Genomic DNA, 18732 nt, shown 5'->3' with positions numbered 1-18732 from the left:
GTTGTCTTAAGTCGTATTGTGAGGGGGGAGGTCGTGGGTAAAAAGGTCTTAAATGAAGTGTTTTTGTTACGCAGTATTGCTTGCCTATGTATTGTACTCTTGCACAGTATCACCAGAATGTACACAGATGAGAGTGGTGTGATCAGCTACTGGAAATTGTTTCTGGCTTACGGAACACCTTCTTTTGTGTTTATATCCGAGCTGTTACTCGCCTACGCTTATCCACGCACGACACCGCAAGGCTTTTTGCTAAAACGTATGCAATTTATTCTGATCCCCTATTTGTGCTTTGGACTGCTGGAGGCAGCCATTGATTCTGTTAAACCCGTGATGAGCGGAGATTGGCTCGCCTTTGTTGAAACAGCCGCCTTTTACTTGCTTTTAGGTGAAGTGCCCGGATATTTCATCTTGGTTATTTTCCAATTCTACTTGCTCCATCTGTTCTTCCAAAAATACGTATTTCCGAGGTTCAAACCATTCTTGGTATTGATGGCAGCCTTTCTCATCAATACGATCTACCTTGCTTTTTTCAACTTTACCGATCCGGTGCCTACAGCTGTTGGCGAATACATCTGGGATCGTTTTTACCGACTGCCGTTTTTAGGATGGATCTTCTATTTCGTGCTGGCGTACTACTGTGGTACCCGATTGGAGAAGTTGTACGGGATGCTGCGAAAGTATCGCTGGGGATTGACTGGTGCACTCCTCGCATCAGCAGGATTGCTCGCAGTCAATAACTACTTCAACGTCATCGAAGCCATATCGTCTAAGCGTGTGGACATGGTCTTGTTCACCTCTGTAGCAGTTCTGTGGCTGCTGTATGTTGCTTCTCGTTTGAAAAGCATTCCGTCCATTTTCATCAAAATAAGCCAATACTCTTTTGGAATTTATTTGGTGCACCAGCTCGTGTTTCTGGTTCTCTACGTATTTCTCAAGCGTGTCCCTTGGCTATTGGAAAATCCGGTTGGCGTCATCGTGTTATTTGCAATGGGGCTGCCGTTGTCCATGCTGACAGTTTATTTGGTCAATCGGATGCCTTTTGGGGCGTATGTCATCGGTCGGATCGGTATCGGTAAAGAAGGCAGGCAAACAAAGTCGGCACACGCATCTATACCACCTCGTGCGAAAAACATTTCCTAGCCCCGGATGAATCATAGATTGTGCTTCAAATTCCACGCTTGTCTCGTCACTTCTCTTACGAATTCGAAATAGATTTAATTATAATCGTTGTTCAAGCAGTTGAGGAGGAGACAAGTGTGGTTTATAAACAAATTAATGTGATGGACTATGGAGCAATAGGGAATGGGGTGGCTAATGATACAACAGCCATTCAAGCGGCCATGAATGATTGTGTAAGCGGCGTTGGAAATGTTCTGATTTTCCCGGCAGGAACCTACCGGATCACAGCTGCAATCACGGTCACAGGTGGCAGTCACATATACGTCGAGGGACAAGGATCAGTCATCAAGGGAAACAGGAACGATTTGTTCCGCGTACGGGATACCTCTCATTTTCAGGTGAGCAACCTAACATTTGATACACCTGCAACAACGGGGGTAGCTCGCTTTTATCGCGGCATTAAAACGTCGTATGTGACATTGAGTGACTGTCACATGATTAACGGCGCTTTAGCGTATTTTCTATCTTCCTATGATGGAACCCCCATTGACTACAATGACAAGACCTTTTGGAATGAGCATATTCGGCTGGAACGTTGTTCAGCTTCCGGTGGCTTTCTTGTCGATAACATCGTGATGATCCAAAAAGCGAACCATGTGGTCATCGAGCAATGTTATTTCGAAAAAGGGACGGGTGACGGTATTAAGTTCAACGGTGGCGACTGCGAGAACTTGTACATTATGCACAATGAAATTTGTCATATGGTCGATGACGGTGTTGATATGTACGGTTCTGGTCGCTATTTACACATTAATGACAACTACTTTCACGACATTCGTAGCTATCCAGCCAATCTGAAGCTGTCGGGAGAGGGGGTCAACACAGCGAGTGCGTATAAAGCTTGGTTTATCAACAATCGAGTGGAGAATAACGCACTTGGTCTCGGACTTGCGAATGGAAAAAGTATTTTGGTGCAAGGAAATATTTTCAAAAATAACGGTATCGATTCAACGACGGGAACGCAATACTCTCACATGATCCTGGTTAGTGAAAGCGCAGAGGATATCCGGTTTATTGACAATGATTTTCTGGATAACAAGACCAGAACAGGGATATTGTCACTTGAACAGGTTGGCGAAGGAATGAATTTGTATTGCCTGATTCAAGGAAACAGATTCCGCAACAATACACCTCCTGCTCTTGTTGCCATCGGAAAAAGTGACTCCACCGCAAATCGAATGATCGATGTAGAAGGAAACCTGTTTGATGGAATGACAGGCCGTGCTATTCAAGTCCAGATCAACAAGGGATCGGTCAATATTAAAAACAATCGCTTTATCAATGGACCAGAAGCTGTCCGAATCACGACCCTAAGCGCAATCGCTGAGGTCGTGGTCAGCGGAAACAAATCTGAAGTAAGCGGTGCTCCTCTTGTCAACAGTACGTCTACTCCCCACATTGAACATGACAATTCATGGAATTACCCCTATGCCGGCCCCACCTCCAAGCGTCCTCCATACCCTTACCTAGGCCAAGTATATTTTGACACGACAGTTGGTAGAATGATGTATTGCCGATCAGTGACACCACGTCAATGGCTCCCGATCTAAATAATGGAATCGTAAGACATTCTGGAATCCATACGTTATGATAATAGTGGGGCGTAGCATGCCCACTTGATTAAGCAGCAGGAGTGTCATTTACCATGATCATCCAATGGATTCGTTATCGGTAATTTGAGGTACAGTTCACTGTAATCCCTTCATTTTTCTGGAAATGCCGGGGGTTTATTTGACTGTGCCTTTTTTCATTCACCGAATACGAATGAATGGGGTGCTCATTTTGATTTCTACTGCTATCTCCCGGCATGAGGAGATTTTTCGTTGTCCTGTCTGCCAGGCTTCCATGCACAATGTACCTGCGACTAGCTTGGTATGCAACAATGCCCATTGCTTTGACATTTCCAAGTACGGCTACGTTCACTTGGCTGCGCGTACCTATCCATCAAAATATGACAAGCAAATGTTCGCAGCGAGAAGAGCAATTTGCGAGCAAGGCTTTTTTGATCCGCTGAATGGCGTATTGAGCGAAGTCATTCTGAAGACAATAGATCCCGAGCGAAGCCAGCTGTATATCCTGGATGCAGGGTGATTTGTTATCCCCTTCCAATACAGATGAATTTCATAGACTGCTGGCTGATGACGGATTGATGATCAAGATTATTCCAGAAGCCAATTATTTGCGAGAGCTACGGGAAGTTTTGTATCAAGAGACACCGAAAAAACAATATGCGAACCATCGCATGATCGATCACTTCGAAGCCAGCTTCCAGCTAGTCGGCAAGGAACGGGTCCAGTACCAGTTCCGACTGGAAGAGGGGAGTCTTCCTTCCCTTCTTCAAATGACTCCGTTGGCATGGGCGGCGGCACCAGAGCAGTTGGAGCGGGTGTCAGACTTGGCTGGAGTAGACATTACCATTGATTTGACTGTGTTGATCGGGAGGAAATAAAGCAGCGACTGTCCTGAGCGGGTAAATCCGGTTAGGGCGGTCGTTTTTTTATTTCAAGATTACTGTTCCGCCGTATTGTTTGTAATCCTCGAATACTTCCGTGTAGTGTGCGCCCCAAAAACCATCTCTGGCTACAGGGCGTTCCTTTATCTCAAAAAACTTCGCGTCTGTTGTTTCGTCGGTTTGCTTGACGAGATCGCCAACCCATTGGTCTACGGTAAACAAAAACTCAAACAACTGGTATTCGTCAGAGAACGAATTGGCCACGACGGATTTCCCCGTATAGATCGCGATTAATGTCGCTTGCACGACTTCGAGCCCCGTTTCTTCCAGCACCTCTCTTTTCAAGGTGTCATAGATGGATTCACCGAGTTCAATCGACCCTGCTGGCATTGTCCATCTTTCATTATGTTTGAGAAATAACACCTGTCCTTCCGCATTCGAAATGATGGCGCGAACGGATGGAACGATGAGCGGGGCGTGTCCTACTACATTTCGTAATTGCCCTACATAAGAGTCTTCATAACGAATGCTCATTTTTCTCACCTCAAGGCTCAGTAGTCATTAACCAATCCATGCTGCTCTCAAACAAAGTGAGTGAATACGTATGGCTGACAGGCTGATGAATGGAAGACACTCGATCAGTAATACAAAAGAAAATAATCGGCAACCGAAACAACTCCCTTCCTAAATCATCCTGGGTATATTTTACATGGTTCCTGTTTGACACCGTCCATATTTTTTTTGAAAATAAGTGTGAATAGTCGGGAATTTTCGGAGGGGTAGTATGGGCTTGGATCAGGATGAGGCTTCCTTTTTACGTGTAAGGCCTTTTTTGGATGATATCAAAAAGCACTGCATGTCCCTCACGAAAAACGAATGGGATGCGCAGGACCTCCTGCAAGAAACATTGACGAAGGTGTATCGTTCCTTGCAGAAGGCCCCAGAGAGAGAACTGACCAAGGCGTATTTGAAGCAAATTGCAACCAATGCCTGGATCGATCATTGTCGGAAAGTAAAGGCGACGATGCAGCAGACAGCCCTATTCGATATAGCGGAGTATCTGCATCCATCCACTGTAGCTGATGCATTTGTGCAGCGAGAGGTGTTCGAGCAGCTGGCTGATCGCTTGAATGCCAGACAGATGGTGCTGATCCTACTAATGGACATTTTTTCATTTACTGCCCAAGAAACGGCCACATTGTTGCATACGACGGTAGGCGCTGTGAAGGAAGGTGTGAAGAGAGCTCGCCTGCGGTTGTTAACCTTGGCTGAGCAATCTAAGCTGGATGAAAGCCGGTCCATCACAAAGAAAACCGACAAAACTGGTCACCGTGATTCGTCTGGATTTGTATCAAAAGAAGGGTTCGAGCAATTTTTGGCGGCCTTTCGTGCAGGAGATGCGTATGCCATTTGTGAAACGTACCTGCGTCTCGCCAAACAGGGCGTGAGTGTGGAGAAGGTTTCAGTAGCAGGAGAACGGCTTTTCTTTTCCGTTCGAGACCCGGATGGACATTTGCTGCATTTTTTTCAGAAATGGTAGAGGACCCCATTTCTTTTTGTTCTTACTCCTCGTTAATGAAGGTGAACGTACCTATTTGAAAGAAAGGAGCGAAACACAAATGAGTATCCAAGTGCGTAATTTTGCGGTCGTGCAGCTACCTGTCAAAGATTTGGAGGTATCTGTAAAGTGGTATCGAGATGTGCTCGGCATTCCTTTTTCCTTTGAATATTCACCGGAGGACAATGAAGCTTGGTTAAACGTAGGCGGGGTGGGTCTAGGGCTAATTCGTTGCCCTGAAGTCCCGCGATTGGACTTTACGGATATGACTGGACAAGCCCAACCGATCATCTCCTTGCAAGTAGATCAAATCCATGAGGTTTACGAAGAACTCAAAAGCAAAGGAATCGAAGTAGGAGAAATGACGTACAAGCGAAGCGGAGGCTACAGCTTTACATTCCGTGATCCTGACGGGCATTTGAACCACTTGTGGGGTGGATGGCCATCTGCCGAGGATGAAGAGAGAAACGCTTAGAGTTAATTTTTCACAAGTGGCCGCAGTGGAGCGAAGAATATTTCCAGTCTACGCTCCGGGCTACGTCCTGCGAGGAAGTGTGGACTGTCCGCTCCGCAGCGATTCGCGGGGAAACGCAAAAGCGGTAGCCGCTACGTCGCATAGGCACGTTGCGTTTCTTTTACCCGCGAATCGCCGCGAAGCTGGGCTGGACTTCGAAAGTCGCTAGGACTGGAAATATTCTTCTCTGGCGTGGCTGATGTAAATTCTCCGTAGCAAGCACTTCGATTCTTTAAAAGCTCCGATAAATCCAACAGCTAGTAAGGAAACAGGAGAAATAAGCGAAAGATCTTTGGGGCACCGACCGAGGCGCAATGGAAAAAGCGAAACACGCCTTTAAGCGTCCACCCCTGAGTTGGCCTCCCTGAACCTCTACTTTGGACGCGGTTTCGCTTTTTCCATGGAGCCGTGCAGTCAATCCCCCCAGCTGGTGACCCAAGAAGCTGGAGCGTTTTCTCCTGTTTCCTCCCGCCACAGCAGCTGGAAAGCGGATTCCAGTCTACGCTCCGGGCTACGTCCTGCGAGGAAGTGTGGACTGTCCGCTCCGCAGCGATTCGCGGGGAAACGCAAAAGCGGTAGCCGCTACGTCGCATAGGCACGTTGCGTTTCTTTTATCCGCGAATCGCCGCGAAGCTGGGTTGGACTTCGAAAGTCGCTAGGACTGGAAATATTCTTCTCTGGCGTGGCTGATGTAAATTCTCCGTAGCAAGCACTTCGATTCTTTAAAAGCTCCGATAAATCCAACAGCTAGTAAGGAAACAGGAGAAATAAGCGAAAGATCTTTGGGGCACCGACCGAGGCGCAATGGAAAAAGCGAAACACGCCTTTAAGCGTCCACCTCTGAGATGGCATCCTGAACCTCTACTTTGGACGCGGTTTCGCTTTTTCCATGGAGCCGTGCAGTCAATCCCCCTAGCTGGTGACTCAAGAAGCTGGAGCGTTTTCTCCTGTTTCCTCCCGCCACAGCAGCTGGAAAGCGGATTTTACCAAGTGGCCGCAGTGGAGCGAAGAATATTTCCAGTCTACGCTCCGGGCTACGTCCTGCGAGGAAGTGTGGACTGTCCGCTCCGCAGCGATTCGCGGGGAAACGCAAAAGCGGTAGCCGCTTCGTCGCGTAGGCACGTTGCGTTTCTTTTACCCGCGAATCGCCGCGAAGCTGGGTTGGACTTCGAAAGTCGCTAGGACTGGAAATATTCTTCTCTGGCGTGGGTCTTGTAAGTACTATCACTCTTTAAAAGACTCAATGAAACACCAACAGCTAGTAAGGAAACAGGAGAAATAAGCGAAAGATCTTTGGGGCACCGACCGAGGCGCAATGGAAAAAGCGAAACACGCCTTTAAGCGTCCACCTCTGAAAAGCATCCCTGAACCTCTACTTTGGACGCGGTTTCGCTTTTTCCATGGAGCCGTGCAGTCTAAGCCCCCTAGCTGGTGACCCAAGAAGCTGGAGCGTTTTCTCCTGTTTCCTCCCACCACAGCAGCTGGAACAAAGAATCTCAAAATAAGACTCTGAATATCAATTTGATACGAAATAATCTCAATATGAGACGGCTGACACTTAATTAATGCCTTACATCCTTGGCACGATCCTTGCTTTATCAAATGAGAAGAAACCACCACAAGGAGGAACTCATTGATGGAGAACCGCCCACCAATCTACGTCGTGAAAAACAAGAGAAAAAATAGCGAAACTTCTACCATACCCACCTATTTGTCGGCAAAAGAAACCCGTTATGCAAAAGCTTTTCACCAATCTCTTGCAAACTATGAGCCGACTCCGCTCGTTTCCTTACCAGCATTAGCCCGCGAATTAGGTGTCGGGCAGTTGCTTGTTAAGGATGAGTCCAAGCGATTTGGCCTCAATGCCTTCAAGGTACTAGGAGCATCCTACGCGATGGCTCGTTTCTTGTGTGAGAAGCTGGGGCAATCGATGGAGGAGCTGAGCTTTGAAGCACTGTGCTCCCATGAGATGAGAGAGCAGATCGGAGAGGTCACCTTCGTCACCGCAACAGATGGCAATCACGGTCGTGCGGTTGCCTGGGCAGCTAAGGCACTCGGACAGCATGCAGTCGTTTATTTGCCAAAAGGCTCAGCCCAGCAACGGATCGATGCCATACGCGAGGCAGGTGCACAAGCCCACGTCATCAATGGAAACTACGACGAAGCCGTGCGTCTCTCTGAACAAATGGCGAAGGAACGCGGATGGCAGGTCATTCAGGATACAGCGTGGGAAGGCTACACGACCATCCCGACGTGGATCATGCAAGGCTACACGACGATGGCAGCAGAGGCCATGGAGCAGCTCTCAGCCCTCATCGATTCCAAACAGCCGACGCATCTATTTTTGCAGGCAGGTGTCGGTTCCATGGCGGCGGCTGTCTTGGGACATTTCGTTGCAGAGTCAGCAAACAAAGACTTTACGACCATCATTGTCGAGCCGCATAGCGCCAATTGCATGGTCCTCTCGGCAGAGAAGAGCGACGGACAACCGCATGCAGCCACGGGAGAGCTGCGTACCATCATGGCGGGCTTGGCATGTGGAGAGCCGAATCCAATGGCATGGGAACTCATGCAGGAGCATGCAGATTTCTTCGTTAGCTGTGCAGATTACGTGGCAGCAAACGGCATGCGCATACTCGCGGCTCCAACAGGAGATGATCCTTCCATTGTCAGCGGTGAAAGCGGTGCGGTCGGGGTAGGGCTTCTCGCTTCCCTGATGAAGAAGCCAGCGTATCATCAACAGCGAGAGCAGCTGGGCTTGAATGAAAAATCGATTGTTCTTTGCTTCAGTACAGAAGGTGACACGGACCAAGACAGCTACAGACGTATTGTCTGGGAAGGCGCATGCCGAGAAGAGGGGGAAATGACAAAATGAACGTGACGATCAATCGAAATGAACTAATTTCGTTGGTGCAGGATTTGATCCGAATTGACTCAGTGAATCCATATCTCGATGAGGACGGCCCCGGAGAAAAAGCGATTGCTGCTTTTATCCGAGAGCGTTTGGAGGCGGCAGGACTGGAGGTTCATGTCATGCCCATCAACAATAAAGCGGTCAACGTCGTTGGCATTTTGCGGGGAACAGGCGGCGGCAAATCCTTGATGCTAAACGGACACATGGATACGGTCAGCGCCAAACGCATGGAGATTCCCCCGTTTGAGCCTACACTTACGGACAATAAAATTTACGGCCGGGGCAGTCAGGACATGAAAGGCAGTCTGGGCGCAATGATTGCGGCTGTAGAGGCAATCGCCCAAGCGAAGGCTCCTTTGACAGGAGACGTCATTTTGACTTTTGTCGCTGACGAGGAGTATAAAAGCATCGGAACGGAGGAGCTGGTAAAAGCGTACAAAGCAGACGCGGCGATATGCTGTGAGCCCTCCGATTTGGCGATTGGTGTCGTTCATAGAGGGTTTGCTTGGGTAAAATGCGAGGTGCTGGGCAAGGCTGCTCACGGAAGTCGTCCAGCAGAAGGAATTGACGCAATCGTTCGGGCGGGTAGGGTTCTGCAGGAGCTGGAACGTCTATCGGACAGATTGGCGGAGGGTGCAGTTCATCCGATTCTCGGTGCGGCATCTGTCCATGCTTCGCTCATTCAGGGTGGGACAGAGCTATCCACCTACCCAGACTACTGCCGAATCGATTGGGAGAGAAGGACGTTGCCAGGTGAGACAGAGGCAGACGTAGCAGCTGAAATCGAATCGTTGCTACAAAAGCTGCGCGCAGAAGACGAAACGTTCCAAGCGAGCGCCGAGCTGTCATTTTTGCGAGAGCCGTTTGAAGTCGCACTTGATGAGCCTGTTTATGTAGCTCTTCAGACAGCGTGTGAGCGTGTGATGCGAAAAACACCGGAAGTATGCGGATTCTCGGGCTGGACGGATGCAGCATTATTGCAGGAGGCAGGAATCCCTACCGTCTTGTTCGGGCCAACAGGAGCGGGTCTTCATTCAGCAGTGGAATATGTAGAGGTCGAGAGCTTGGTAGACATGAGTACCATCTTGGTGGAAACGATCTGCGATTTTTGTAGGTAAAAGCTCCATAAGGCTTGGCTTCTCCTGGATGCGCTATAATGTAGGCAAGAGATAGACGGGGAAGGGGGAAGTCAGATGCCCTTGCGAGAGATTCAGGAAAGCGTACAACAGATTGCTTCTGCTGTTGCATCCGTTTTGCACGTCGAGGTAGAAATCGCGGACAATCAGTTTTTGCGAATCGCAGGGACGGGGAAAACCGAGGCGGGTGTTTTGCGGACGATGGCAGGAGAGGACCATATATACCGGGAGTCGCTCTTAGCTGGGCAGCCTGTCGTGATCATGCATCCAGGGCAGGATGAACGGTGTCGTCCCTGTATGCATTATGGAAATTGCGCGGAGACGGGAGAGATTTGTTGCCCGATTCAATTAGACAATGAAAATGTTGGTGTGATCGGACTGCTTGCTTTCGATGAGGAGCAGCGGGAGCGGCTGTTTGCAGATGTGGATGCAATTCTAACTTATTTGCAAAAGATGGCAGAGCTGGTAGCGATCAAGCTAAAAGAGCATTACTTGTACGTCGAGCAGCAGCTTACAGTAGAAAAGCTGCGTGTCATCATGGATGAAATGGACAAAGCCATGCTTCTCGTCGATCAAGACAATCGGATTATTCAGGCGAACCAACGGGCCCGACAATACTTGCAGCTCGATCACGATGACAGCCAAACGGCTGAGTGGATCGCTGCGATTCGCCGAGCAGATGCCTCGCAGACTGCGCCAAAGCAGGTCGTTTTGTCCATCGGGCGGGAAGACAAGACATTTTTGTTCGGGATCAAGCCGATTCTGCTGGCGGGTACGATCAGAGAATGGGTCATTACGCTTGATGATGTGCAGGAGGTCGTGCAAATCGCAAGACAGGTGAGTGGATACTCCCAGCTCGATCCTTTTTGGATGATCGGCGGCAACAGCACGGCGATTGTACAGGCAAAAGAAGTAGCAAGACGTGTGGCAGCCACTGATTCGACTGTGCTGCTTCAAGGTGAAAGTGGAACAGGAAAGGAGCTTTTTGCCAGGGCCATCCATCAGGCCAGCCCGCGCCATGATCAGCCATTCATCTCGATCAATTGCGCAGCGATCCCTGAGCATTTGATGGAAAGTGAATTGTTCGGTTACGAAGAAGGCTCATTTACAGGAGCGCGAAAAGGTGGAAAGCCGGGCTTGTTCGAGGTGGCAGGAAAAGGCACGCTGTTTCTCGATGAAATCGGCGATTTGCCTATGCATTTGCAAAGTAAGCTGTTGCGCGTGCTGCAAGAAAAGGAACTATACCGAATCGGGGGAGATGGCAAGCCGATACCGATAGCAGCACGAATCGTTGCTGCGACACATCTGGATTTGCAGGAGCGGGTAGCCAAGGGGCTGTTTCGTTTGGACCTGTACTATCGATTGCACGTCATTCCAATTCACTTGCCTTCGCTGCGAGAACGTAGAGAAGATATACTGCCTCTGGCGAATGATATCCTTTTGGCACATGCGAATCGCCTGGGTAAGAAGATGAACGGCTTTTCCCAAGAGACGCAAAACGTACTGTTTCATCATGACTGGAGAGGAAATGTCCGAGAGCTTGAAAATGTCATCGAGTACGCGATCAATATGGAAACAACCTCTTGGGTGCAGGCTTCGAGCTTGCCCATTCGAACGGAAATGCTTCGTGATCCTGCTTCCATTCCTGGTAAACAAACTCTGGCGCCTACAGAATGGCAGAAGCACGGGCTTACGCTAAAAGAACTGGAACGAGCAGCAATCGATTCCGCGATGCAGCAAATCCGGGAAAGAAATGGACGAAAGGAAGAAGCAGCTACACTATTAGGCATCAGTCGGGCGACACTGTTTCGGAAGCTGCGCGAGTACGGTCTCACCTAATTTGACTGTTGGCCCGTTTTTGGGATTTACGCGGAGAATGTGGTATGATGGTTGAGAAACAGTAGGAGAGAATGCTCGAAGGAAGGAGTGCCAAAAGAAAATGAGAGAAGTTTTTGGATGGATTCGCTCGATAACCTTTGCTGTCGTTTTCGCCCTTGTCCTCGGAATTTTTGTATTTCAGCCGTTCAAGGTTGATGGGCATTCCATGGACCCTACCTTACAAGACGAACAGCGCATATATGTTTCGAAGCTATCACACACGTTTTCTTATTTGCCAGATTACGGAGAGATCGTCGTAATCGACAGTCGGGTAGAGCGAGACCGTACATGGAAGGACGATATCCTGGGGCACCCCCTGGTGTCGCTAGTCACGGGCCAGGGCGATGATCACTCGATGTACGTCAAGCGGGTCATCGGAAGGCCAGGCGACGTATTGGAGTTCAAAGACAACAAGGTATATCGAAACGGTCAGGCATTGAACGAGCCGTACATCAAAGAAACGATGGATTATGCAGCGGAAGGGACTATCACCGTTCCAGCCGATCATGTTTATGTCATGGGAGATAACCGGAATCATAGTACGGATTCCCGCGATATTGGTTTTATCCCGCTGGATCATGTGATGGGAACCATGATCGAAAATCCTCTCAAGAAATAAGGAACGACAAGCAGAAAGGTTGTCCATTGCGGACGACCTTTTTTCGATGAAACAAAACTCTTCCTTCCACGTCTTAAGGGTAATGAATACGAGGAGGAAGAGGTGTAGTCCTTGAAAAAACAGCTTATTTTCACCAAGCTTTTACTGATAGCGATGCTTGCTTGGGCAACTACTGTAAGTGCGCACTCTTCAAGCAACTCAAATGCGGGGTCCCACCATCATTTCATCCCGAATGCGAAACCAACCGACTGGCAAGACGCCAAGAAGATGCCACTTCCAGATCCTGATGAGTGGAAGAGTCATGTAAAGCTCTTACAGACGCAATGATAGTGGTCAGTATGGTAAACTAATACCAGCCCCATTCTCTTTAGGCTGGTATTTCTTTTGCTAGTTAATTAGGTAATGGTCGAGGAGGACGGCATATGCCCAGCATTTTGATAGCGGATCGGGACCAGAACGAACGAATCGGGATCGGCTGGCTCGTCAGCAGCTATGCCATTCCGTATGACAAGGTGCATAGTGCCGGGACTATGGAAGACGTATTTGAAATGATGGAAGCGCATACACCGGAAGTGATCTGTATTGAATTGGACATGATCGGGCGTGGGCAGTGGGACCGGCTGAAGCTTCTCGTGGATCAGTATCGTCCGACCGTTGTGGTGACTACCTCAGAGGCGACGTTTGAGCGGGCGATGCAGGGGATCGGACTTTTTGCACGCGATCTATGGCTGAAGCCACAGACACCGGAATACATCAGGAGAATCCTGACGAGATGCTGTCAGGAGCGCTTGGATCGGAAGCCAATGAACGAAGAGAAGGGAACGGGATCCGGTAATAGCAGGGATGTCTCGTATCTTGACCTGTTTTTCCCAGGGCATGCACAAGCCAAGTCTTATTCGCTCATGCTGGCTCAATTGGAAGATCCGAAGCGGCATCCGGAGCTGCTGCGCTTTTTTGAGGAATATCCGTTTCGCGACAAACCGGTTCTATTGCCGCTAGGGGAGACCATTGTGGGTGTTTTTCCAATGGATGCTTCGGGCTTGCCTTCTTCGCTCCACCAAATGGGCAAGCGTTTGCTGATGGACTGGGAAGCAAACAGTGATGCGCCGCTCTTTTTGGTCATGTATGACGCAAGCAACCATGAGCAGAGCTTGAATGAAACGTTTGCGGAAGCGAGCCAAGCCCTGCAAATTCGTTTTTTCAAAGGATATCGGCAAGTGACGGTCGTGGATCATCGTGTGAATTGGACGATGATTGACCCATTTTTGACGCCCGCCGAACAGCGCACGTGGGTGGAAATGCTGGATGAGGGCAATCGGGAAGAGCTGAAGCAGTGGCTGTATACACATTTCTTTTACAAGGAAGAACCTTACCCGGAGCCGGGACTGTTGCGTATCCGGCTGACGAGTATTTTGGCCCAAGTCAGGCGCTACATGATATCACGAGGTCTTGACTCCGCCCCTTTGGAAGAGGAGTATCACCGGGTTTTCGAAACGATTCTGTACTCGCCGATCTTGTATCGGATCGTAGTGGAACTGCTGCTATTTATCAATCAGCTGCTCGATGAGGCACATCATCCCATCGACGAGTCCCGTGTAGATGTCGTGGAACAGGCGATTCGCTATATAGAAGGGCGTTACACCGATCCTGCACTACGCCTGGAGGAGGTTGCACGGTATATCGACCGCAGTCCTTCCTATTTCAGTACGCTGCTCGCGCAAAAGCAAGGAAGCTCTTTTCGCCAAATACTCACATCGTTGCGGGTAAAAGAAGCACGCCGATTGCTTCTTGAGACCTCCCTGTCTGTCCAAGAGGTAGCAGAGCGATGTGGATTCATAAACGCCAATTATTTCAGTAAAATTTTTAAGGAAAAGACAGGGACAACTCCACGTTTGTTACGAAATCAAAAGAAAAGATAGAAATCGAAAAAAAAGACAGATTTTTTCGTCAAACCATGAATGCGGTTGCAAGTGAATCGAAAGTAGAGGCACCAAATCGAAAGCGCGGTGCCTTTTTTGTTTTCCCTTGCTCTTTTACAATGGAGCTAAGAAGTACATCCTTTTAGAAAAGCAGGTGGAAATGATGACGACGACACAATCCGTTGAGCAATTGATCCAAGCCTTTTCAGGTACCCAATTACATACAAAGGGATGGGTACAGGAAGCTGCGCTGCGCATGCTTTTGAACAACCTCAATCCTGATGTAGCTGAGCGTACAGAGGATCTGGTCGTATACGGCGGAATTGGCAAGGCGGCACGGAACTGGGAATGCTTCGATGTAATTGTCAAAACATTGCAAACGTTAGAGAGCGATGAAACACTCCTCATCCAGTCTGGGAAGCCGGTTGCCGTATTCAAATCGCATACCGATGCGCCGCGTGTGCTGCTGGCAAACTCGAACCTGGTGCCTGCCTGGGCGAATTGGGAGCATTTCCACGAGCTGGACAAAAAGGGTTTGATGATGTACGGACAAATGACAGCGGGAAGCTGGATTTACATTGGCAGCCAGGGCATCGTGCAAGGGACGTACGAGACGTTTGCAGAACTGGCACGCCAGCATTTTGAAGGCACGTTGACCGGAACGATTACCGTGACAGCAGGCTTGGGCGGCATGGGTGGTGCGCAACCGCTGGCCGTATCGCTCAATGGCGGTGTGAGCATCAATATCGAGGTGGACCCGACCCGTATTCAACGCAGATTGGACACGAAATACCTGGATGTGATGACAGAGAGTCTGGACGAAGCGATCCGTTTGGCGGAAGAAGCGAAACGCGACAAAAAAGGCATTTCCATCGGTCTGTTGGGCAATGCACCCGAAGTGCTGAATGCCATGCTGGCTCGTGACTTTATCCCGGATGTGCTGACGGACCAGACCTCCTCGCATGATCCACTCAACGGCTACATTCCCATCGGCATGTCACTGGAGGAAGCAGCCGAACTGCGGACACGCGATCCGAAAGCGTACGAATCTCGCACAAAAGCAAGCATCGCTGAACACGTTCGCGCCATGCTCGCGATGCAGGAAAAAGGAGCAGTCACTTTCGACTATGGCAATAACATCAGGCAGGTGGCAAAAAACGAAGGTGTGGAGGATGCATTTCGTTTCCCTGGCTTTGTTCCAGCCTACATCCGTCCGCAATTTTGTGAAGGTAAGGGTCCATTCCGTTGGGTAGCACTATCCGGCGATCCTGAGGATATTTACAAGACAGACGAAGTCATCCTCCGCGAGTTTTCCTACAACACGCATCTGTGCAACTGGATCCGCATGGCGCAGGAGCGCATCCAGTTCCAGGGACTTCCATCCCGTATTTGCTGGTTAGGCTACGGTGAGCGTGCGCGCTTTGGTCAAATCATTAATGAAATGGTTGCGCGCGGTGAGCTTTCGGCCCCAATCGTCATCGGGCGAGACCATCTGGACTCCGGTTCTGTCGCATCGCCAAACCGCGAGACAGAAGCAATGAAGGATGGCAGCGATGCGGTTGCAGACTGGCCGATTCTCAATGCCATGATCAATGCGGTAGGCGGAGCGAGCTGGGTGTCTGTACACCATGGTGGCGGCGTTGGTATGGGGTACTCTCTCCACGCAGGAATGGTCATCGTGGCAGATGGCACGCCAGAAGCAGCACGTCGTCTGGAGCGCGTCCTCACAACAGATCCGGGTATGGGCATTGTTCGACATGTGGATGCAGGGTATGACCTCGCGATTCAAACAGCCAAGGAAAAAGGCGTCAACATCCCGATGATGAAGGAGTAAGAGCCATGACAAAACCTGTATGGATTCGCCATGCCAGTCAGCTCGCCACGCTGGCTGGCGGCTCCTCTTCCCCGGTAACAGGAGCGCAAATGAATGAGCTGTCGATCATCGAGGACGGAAGCATATGGCTGGAAGACGGCGTTATCCAGCGTGTGGGAACAGATGAAGAGCTGGAGCTTCACTATCGAGAACGCGCACATGAGGCGAATATCATTGATGCTTCGGGCAAGCTGGTCACTCCGGGCCTGATCGATCCGCATACCCATCTGGTGCACGCGGGTAGTCGGCAAAACGAGTTTAATATGCGGCTAAATGGCGCTACGTATATGGAGATTATGAACAATGGCGGTGGAATTCACTCGACGACTGCGGCTACGAGGGCAGCTACCCACGAGGAGCTGTTTGCCCAGAGCAAGCGACGTCTTGACCAGTTCCTGTTGCATGGGGTAACAACGGTTGAGGCGAAAAGCGGCTACGGTCTGACATTGGAAGCGGAGCTGAAGCAGCTGGAGGTCGCCAAACAGCTGCATGAGGCACATCCTATTGATATCGTCAGTACCTTTATGGGTGCACATGCAGTGCCGCGTGAATACAAGGAAAATCCCGATGCGTTTGTAGACCTAGTCATTGAGGAAATGATCCCGGAGGTCGCTCGACGCAAGCTCGCTGTTTTTAACGATGTGTTTTGCGAAAGAGGAGTGTTCACCCCTGAGCAATCCCGGCGCATTCTCGAAGCCGGAATCCGTCACGGTCTGCTGCCGAAGATTCATGCGGATGAAATAGAACCGTACGAGGGAGCAGAGCTGGCTGCTGCGGTTGGGGCGGTATCTGCGGATCATTTGCTGCGTGCCTCTGACAAGGGGATTGAACAGATGGCAGATGCGGGTGTCATCGCTGTTCTGCTGCCAGGTACGGCGTTCTTCCTGATGGCAGAGTCAGCCAATGGCAGGAAAATGATTGATCGTGGCGTAGCTGTAGCGATTTCGACCGATTGCAATCCGGGCTCGTCTCCAACGGTTTCTCTCCCGCTCATCATGAATCTGGGGTGCCTGAAAATGGGGATGACGCCAGCCGAGGTGCTGACGGCCGCTACAATCAATGCTGCTCACGCAATCCGCTGCGCGCATGAAGTCGGCAGCCTTGAGGCTGGGAAAAAAGCAGATGTCACGATTTTTGACGTTCCTGATTTCATGACCTTGCAATATCGCTACGGAATCAACCATGTAGACACCGTGATCAAAAGCGGAACGATTGTCGTTAGTGGGGGCAGACTGGCGTAATACAATAGAGACAAATGAAAAACGGATAGAAGTGGAGGAGACCGGCTTGTTTTTAAAATGGGGGGACATGTATGGGCAATATGTCGAACAGCAATCTCGCACCTCGTCCTGGTCAGCAAGCCGTATCCACCACACATGCTTGGAAGTTCTTTGTATTTAGCCTCATTGGTATTTTCGTCTTTTTTATCCCTGTTACCATTCATAACACAAGCTCGATTATGCTGGATCATATTGTGACATGGGTTCGGCAAATCATGCCGGGTGCGATCCCTGTATACGCTTTGCTTGTGATTGTTCTTGGTGCGATTTATCCGTTCGTTACGGGCACTTGGAAGCAGAGTAAGGTAAACCTCGTCTTCTCTGCGCTAAAAGTACTCGGTGTACCTATCGCTCTGTTAATCTATTTTCAGGCGGGTCCTGCCTGGCTGCTGGACAAGAGTATGGGGCCATTTCTTTTTGAAAAGCTGGTGATTCCAGTGGGCATGGTGGTCCCGATCGGCTCCGTGTTCCTGGCATTACTGGTCGGCTACGGCCTTTTGGAATTTATCGGTGTACTGGTGCAGCCAATCATGCGCCCGATTTGGAAAACCCCTGGCCGCTCTGCGGTAGATGCGGTGGCTTCTTTTGTAGGTAGCTATTCGATCGGTCTTTTGATCACGAACCGGGTATTTAAAGAAGGCAAATATACGATTAAAGAAGCAGCTATTATCGCAACAGGCTTTTCCACCGTGTCAGCGACTTTTATGATCGTCATCGCTAAAACATTGGATTTGATGAATTACTGGAACCTATACTTCTGGGTCTCACTCGTGGTGACGTTTCTCGTAACAGCAGTGACGGTGCGTATTTGGCCGCTTTCCAAAATGAGCGATGCGTATTATCAGGACAACGGCGATCCAGAGAAAGTGATTAAGGAAAAACGTGTGAGCCAAGCATGGACGGAGGCAATGGATGCGGCGGGAAAAGCGCTGCCGCTTACGCGAAACATTTGGGAGAATTTGCGGGATGGCTTCATCATGACCATGAGTATCCTTCCGTCCATCATGTCGGTCGGTCTGCTTGGGTTGGTGTTGGCCGAATTTACCCCTTTGTTTGACTGGCTGGGGTACTTGTTTTATCCGATTACGTGGCTATTGCAAATTCCAGAACCAATGCTGGCCGCAAAAGCATCCGCGATAGAAATTGCCGAGATGTTTTTGCCCGCGCTTCTTGTGGTAAAAGCACCGCTGGTAACCAAGTTTGTGATTGCAGTTGTTTCGGTTTCTTCCATCCTGTTCTTTTCAGCGACGATACCTTGCATTTTGTCCACCGAGATTCCCATTAGCATTCCAAAGCTATTGGTGATTTGGGTGGAGCGTACCATTATCACTCTGTTGTTTGTGACCCCGCTTGCTTTCCTGCTTTTGCCATAAATCATGAAAAGAGAATGGACAAATATGGTATGATGGT

At 49.6% G+C, this 18732-nt stretch carries 17 protein-coding genes; 15 read left to right on the top strand and 2 right to left on the bottom strand.

All coding sequences use genetic code 11. The features are described from left to right. Nucleotides 1–33: 33 nt before the first annotated feature. The 4 genes from AB1L17_RS09945 to AB1L17_RS09930 all read left to right on the top strand — a co-directional run bounded on the left by AB1L17_RS09945 (nucleotide 34) and on the right by AB1L17_RS09930 (nucleotide 3628). Complete coding sequence (locus tag AB1L17_RS09945; RefSeq protein ID WP_412844619.1) at nucleotides 34–1140, top strand: acyltransferase family protein; 1107 nt, start codon at nucleotides 34–36, stop codon at nucleotides 1138–1140. 116 nt (nucleotides 1141–1256) lie between these two features. Beyond that, nucleotides 1257–2729 (top strand): right-handed parallel beta-helix repeat-containing protein, encoded by a 1473-nt coding sequence (locus tag AB1L17_RS09940; RefSeq protein WP_412844620.1) that lies wholly within the window; start codon nucleotides 1257–1259, stop codon nucleotides 2727–2729. 187 nt (nucleotides 2730–2916) lie between these two features. After that, a complete protein-coding gene (locus AB1L17_RS09935; RefSeq protein WP_412844742.1) occupies nucleotides 2917–3270 on the top strand; it encodes a putative RNA methyltransferase in 354 nt (117 codons plus the stop codon). Then, nucleotides 3260–3628, top strand: coding sequence for a class I SAM-dependent methyltransferase (locus AB1L17_RS09930; protein ID WP_412844621.1), 369 nt, complete (start codon nucleotides 3260–3262; stop codon nucleotides 3626–3628). Before AB1L17_RS09935 ends, AB1L17_RS09930 begins: the two co-directional genes overlap by 11 nt. 48 nt (nucleotides 3629–3676) lie before the next feature. Here the strand turns inward: AB1L17_RS09930 and AB1L17_RS09925 are convergent, their stop codons facing one another. Further along, entirely contained in the window at nucleotides 3677–4165 is a 489-nt protein-coding gene (locus tag AB1L17_RS09925) for an NUDIX domain-containing protein (RefSeq protein WP_412844622.1), read from the bottom strand. A gap of 250 nt (nucleotides 4166–4415) precedes the next feature. Between AB1L17_RS09925 and AB1L17_RS09920 the strand changes: the two genes are divergently transcribed. Beyond that, nucleotides 4416–5171: a sigma-70 family RNA polymerase sigma factor gene (locus tag AB1L17_RS09920; protein ID WP_412844623.1), complete on the top strand. Its 756-nt coding sequence runs from the start codon at nucleotides 4416–4418 to the stop codon at nucleotides 5169–5171. 79 nt (nucleotides 5172–5250) lie between these two features. After that, nucleotides 5251–5664 (top strand): VOC family protein, encoded by a 414-nt coding sequence (locus tag AB1L17_RS09915; RefSeq protein ID WP_412844624.1) that lies wholly within the window; start codon nucleotides 5251–5253, stop codon nucleotides 5662–5664. Nucleotides 5665–6529: 865 nt separating this feature from the next. Here the strand turns inward: AB1L17_RS09915 and AB1L17_RS09910 are convergent. Beyond that, the gene (locus AB1L17_RS09910; protein ID WP_412844625.1) at nucleotides 6530–6931 is read right to left on the bottom strand and encodes a hypothetical protein; all 402 of its coding nucleotides are present in this window, start codon (nucleotides 6929–6931) and stop codon (nucleotides 6530–6532) included. 408 nt (nucleotides 6932–7339) lie between these two features. Here AB1L17_RS09910 and dpaL point away from each other — a divergent pair, with 408 nt between their 5' ends. The 9 genes from dpaL to AB1L17_RS09865 all read left to right on the top strand — a co-directional run bounded on the left by dpaL (nucleotide 7340) and on the right by AB1L17_RS09865 (nucleotide 18695). Next, nucleotides 7340–8578 (top strand): diaminopropionate ammonia-lyase, encoded by a 1239-nt coding sequence (gene dpaL / locus AB1L17_RS09905; RefSeq protein WP_412844626.1) that lies wholly within the window; start codon nucleotides 7340–7342, stop codon nucleotides 8576–8578. Next, nucleotides 8575–9735: an ArgE/DapE family deacylase gene (locus tag AB1L17_RS09900; protein ID WP_412844628.1), complete on the top strand. Its 1161-nt coding sequence runs from the start codon at nucleotides 8575–8577 to the stop codon at nucleotides 9733–9735. Before dpaL ends, AB1L17_RS09900 begins: the two co-directional genes overlap by 4 nt. A gap of 75 nt (nucleotides 9736–9810) precedes the next feature. After that, nucleotides 9811–11592, top strand: a complete 1782-nt coding sequence (locus AB1L17_RS09895) for a sigma-54-dependent Fis family transcriptional regulator (protein ID WP_412844629.1) — start codon at nucleotides 9811–9813, stop codon at nucleotides 11590–11592. A gap of 100 nt (nucleotides 11593–11692) precedes the next feature. Next, nucleotides 11693–12250 carry a signal peptidase I gene (gene lepB / locus AB1L17_RS09890; RefSeq protein ID WP_412844630.1) on the top strand — a complete coding sequence of 186 codons (558 nt, stop codon included), beginning with the start codon at nucleotides 11693–11695 and terminating at the stop codon, nucleotides 12248–12250. 111 nt (nucleotides 12251–12361) lie between these two features. Next, entirely contained in the window at nucleotides 12362–12577 is a 216-nt protein-coding gene (locus AB1L17_RS09885; protein ID WP_412844631.1) for a hypothetical protein, read from the top strand. 95 nt (nucleotides 12578–12672) lie between these two features. After that, a complete protein-coding gene (locus AB1L17_RS09880) occupies nucleotides 12673–14169 on the top strand; it encodes a helix-turn-helix domain-containing protein (protein WP_412844632.1) in 1497 nt (498 codons plus the stop codon). Between the two features lie 163 nt (nucleotides 14170–14332). Next, entirely contained in the window at nucleotides 14333–16003 is a 1671-nt protein-coding gene (gene hutU / locus AB1L17_RS09875) for a urocanate hydratase (protein WP_412844743.1), read from the top strand. A 5-nt stretch (nucleotides 16004–16008) separates the two neighbouring features. Then, complete coding sequence (hutI, locus tag AB1L17_RS09870; protein WP_412844633.1) at nucleotides 16009–17283, top strand: imidazolonepropionase; 1275 nt, start codon at nucleotides 16009–16011, stop codon at nucleotides 17281–17283. Between the two features lie 71 nt (nucleotides 17284–17354). After that, a complete protein-coding gene (locus AB1L17_RS09865; RefSeq protein ID WP_412844634.1) occupies nucleotides 17355–18695 on the top strand; it encodes a YjiH family protein in 1341 nt (446 codons plus the stop codon). Nucleotides 18696–18732: the final 37 nt, after the last annotated feature.

It is taken from the genome of Brevibacillus jepli (genome assembly GCF_047229145.1).
GTDB lineage: Bacteria > Bacillota > Bacilli > Brevibacillales > Brevibacillaceae > Brevibacillus.
Note: the sequence above shows the minus strand (reverse complement) of the source record. Positions and strands in the feature narration are given on the sequence as shown.

Bases quoted from the DNA above. Each gene is read 5' to 3' on its own strand.
- AB1L17_RS09900 (WP_412844628.1), top strand. From the start codon at position 8,575: ATGAACGTGACGATCAATCGAAATGAACTAATTTCGTTGGTGCAGGAT.
- AB1L17_RS09915 (WP_412844624.1), top strand. From the start codon at position 5,251: ATGAGTATCCAAGTGCGTAATTTTGCGGTCGTGCAGCTACCTGTCAAA.
- AB1L17_RS09865 (WP_412844634.1), top strand. From the start codon at position 17,355: ATGGGCAATATGTCGAACAGCAATCTCGCACCTCGTCCTGGTCAGCAA.
- AB1L17_RS09920 (WP_412844623.1), top strand. From the start codon at position 4,416: ATGGGCTTGGATCAGGATGAGGCTTCCTTTTTACGTGTAAGGCCTTTT.
- hutU (WP_412844743.1), top strand. From the start codon at position 14,333: ATGACGACGACACAATCCGTTGAGCAATTGATCCAAGCCTTTTCAGGT.
- AB1L17_RS09925 (WP_412844622.1), bottom strand. From the start codon at position 4,165: ATGAGCATTCGTTATGAAGACTCTTATGTAGGGCAATTACGAAATGTA.
- lepB (WP_412844630.1), top strand. From the start codon at position 11,693: ATGAGAGAAGTTTTTGGATGGATTCGCTCGATAACCTTTGCTGTCGTT.
- AB1L17_RS09895 (WP_412844629.1), top strand. From the start codon at position 9,811: ATGCCCTTGCGAGAGATTCAGGAAAGCGTACAACAGATTGCTTCTGCT.
- AB1L17_RS09880 (WP_412844632.1), top strand. From the start codon at position 12,673: ATGCCCAGCATTTTGATAGCGGATCGGGACCAGAACGAACGAATCGGG.
- dpaL (WP_412844626.1), top strand. From the start codon at position 7,340: ATGGAGAACCGCCCACCAATCTACGTCGTGAAAAACAAGAGAAAAAAT.
- AB1L17_RS09930 (WP_412844621.1), top strand. From the start codon at position 3,260: ATGCAGGGTGATTTGTTATCCCCTTCCAATACAGATGAATTTCATAGA.
- hutI (WP_412844633.1), top strand. From the start codon at position 16,009: ATGACAAAACCTGTATGGATTCGCCATGCCAGTCAGCTCGCCACGCTG.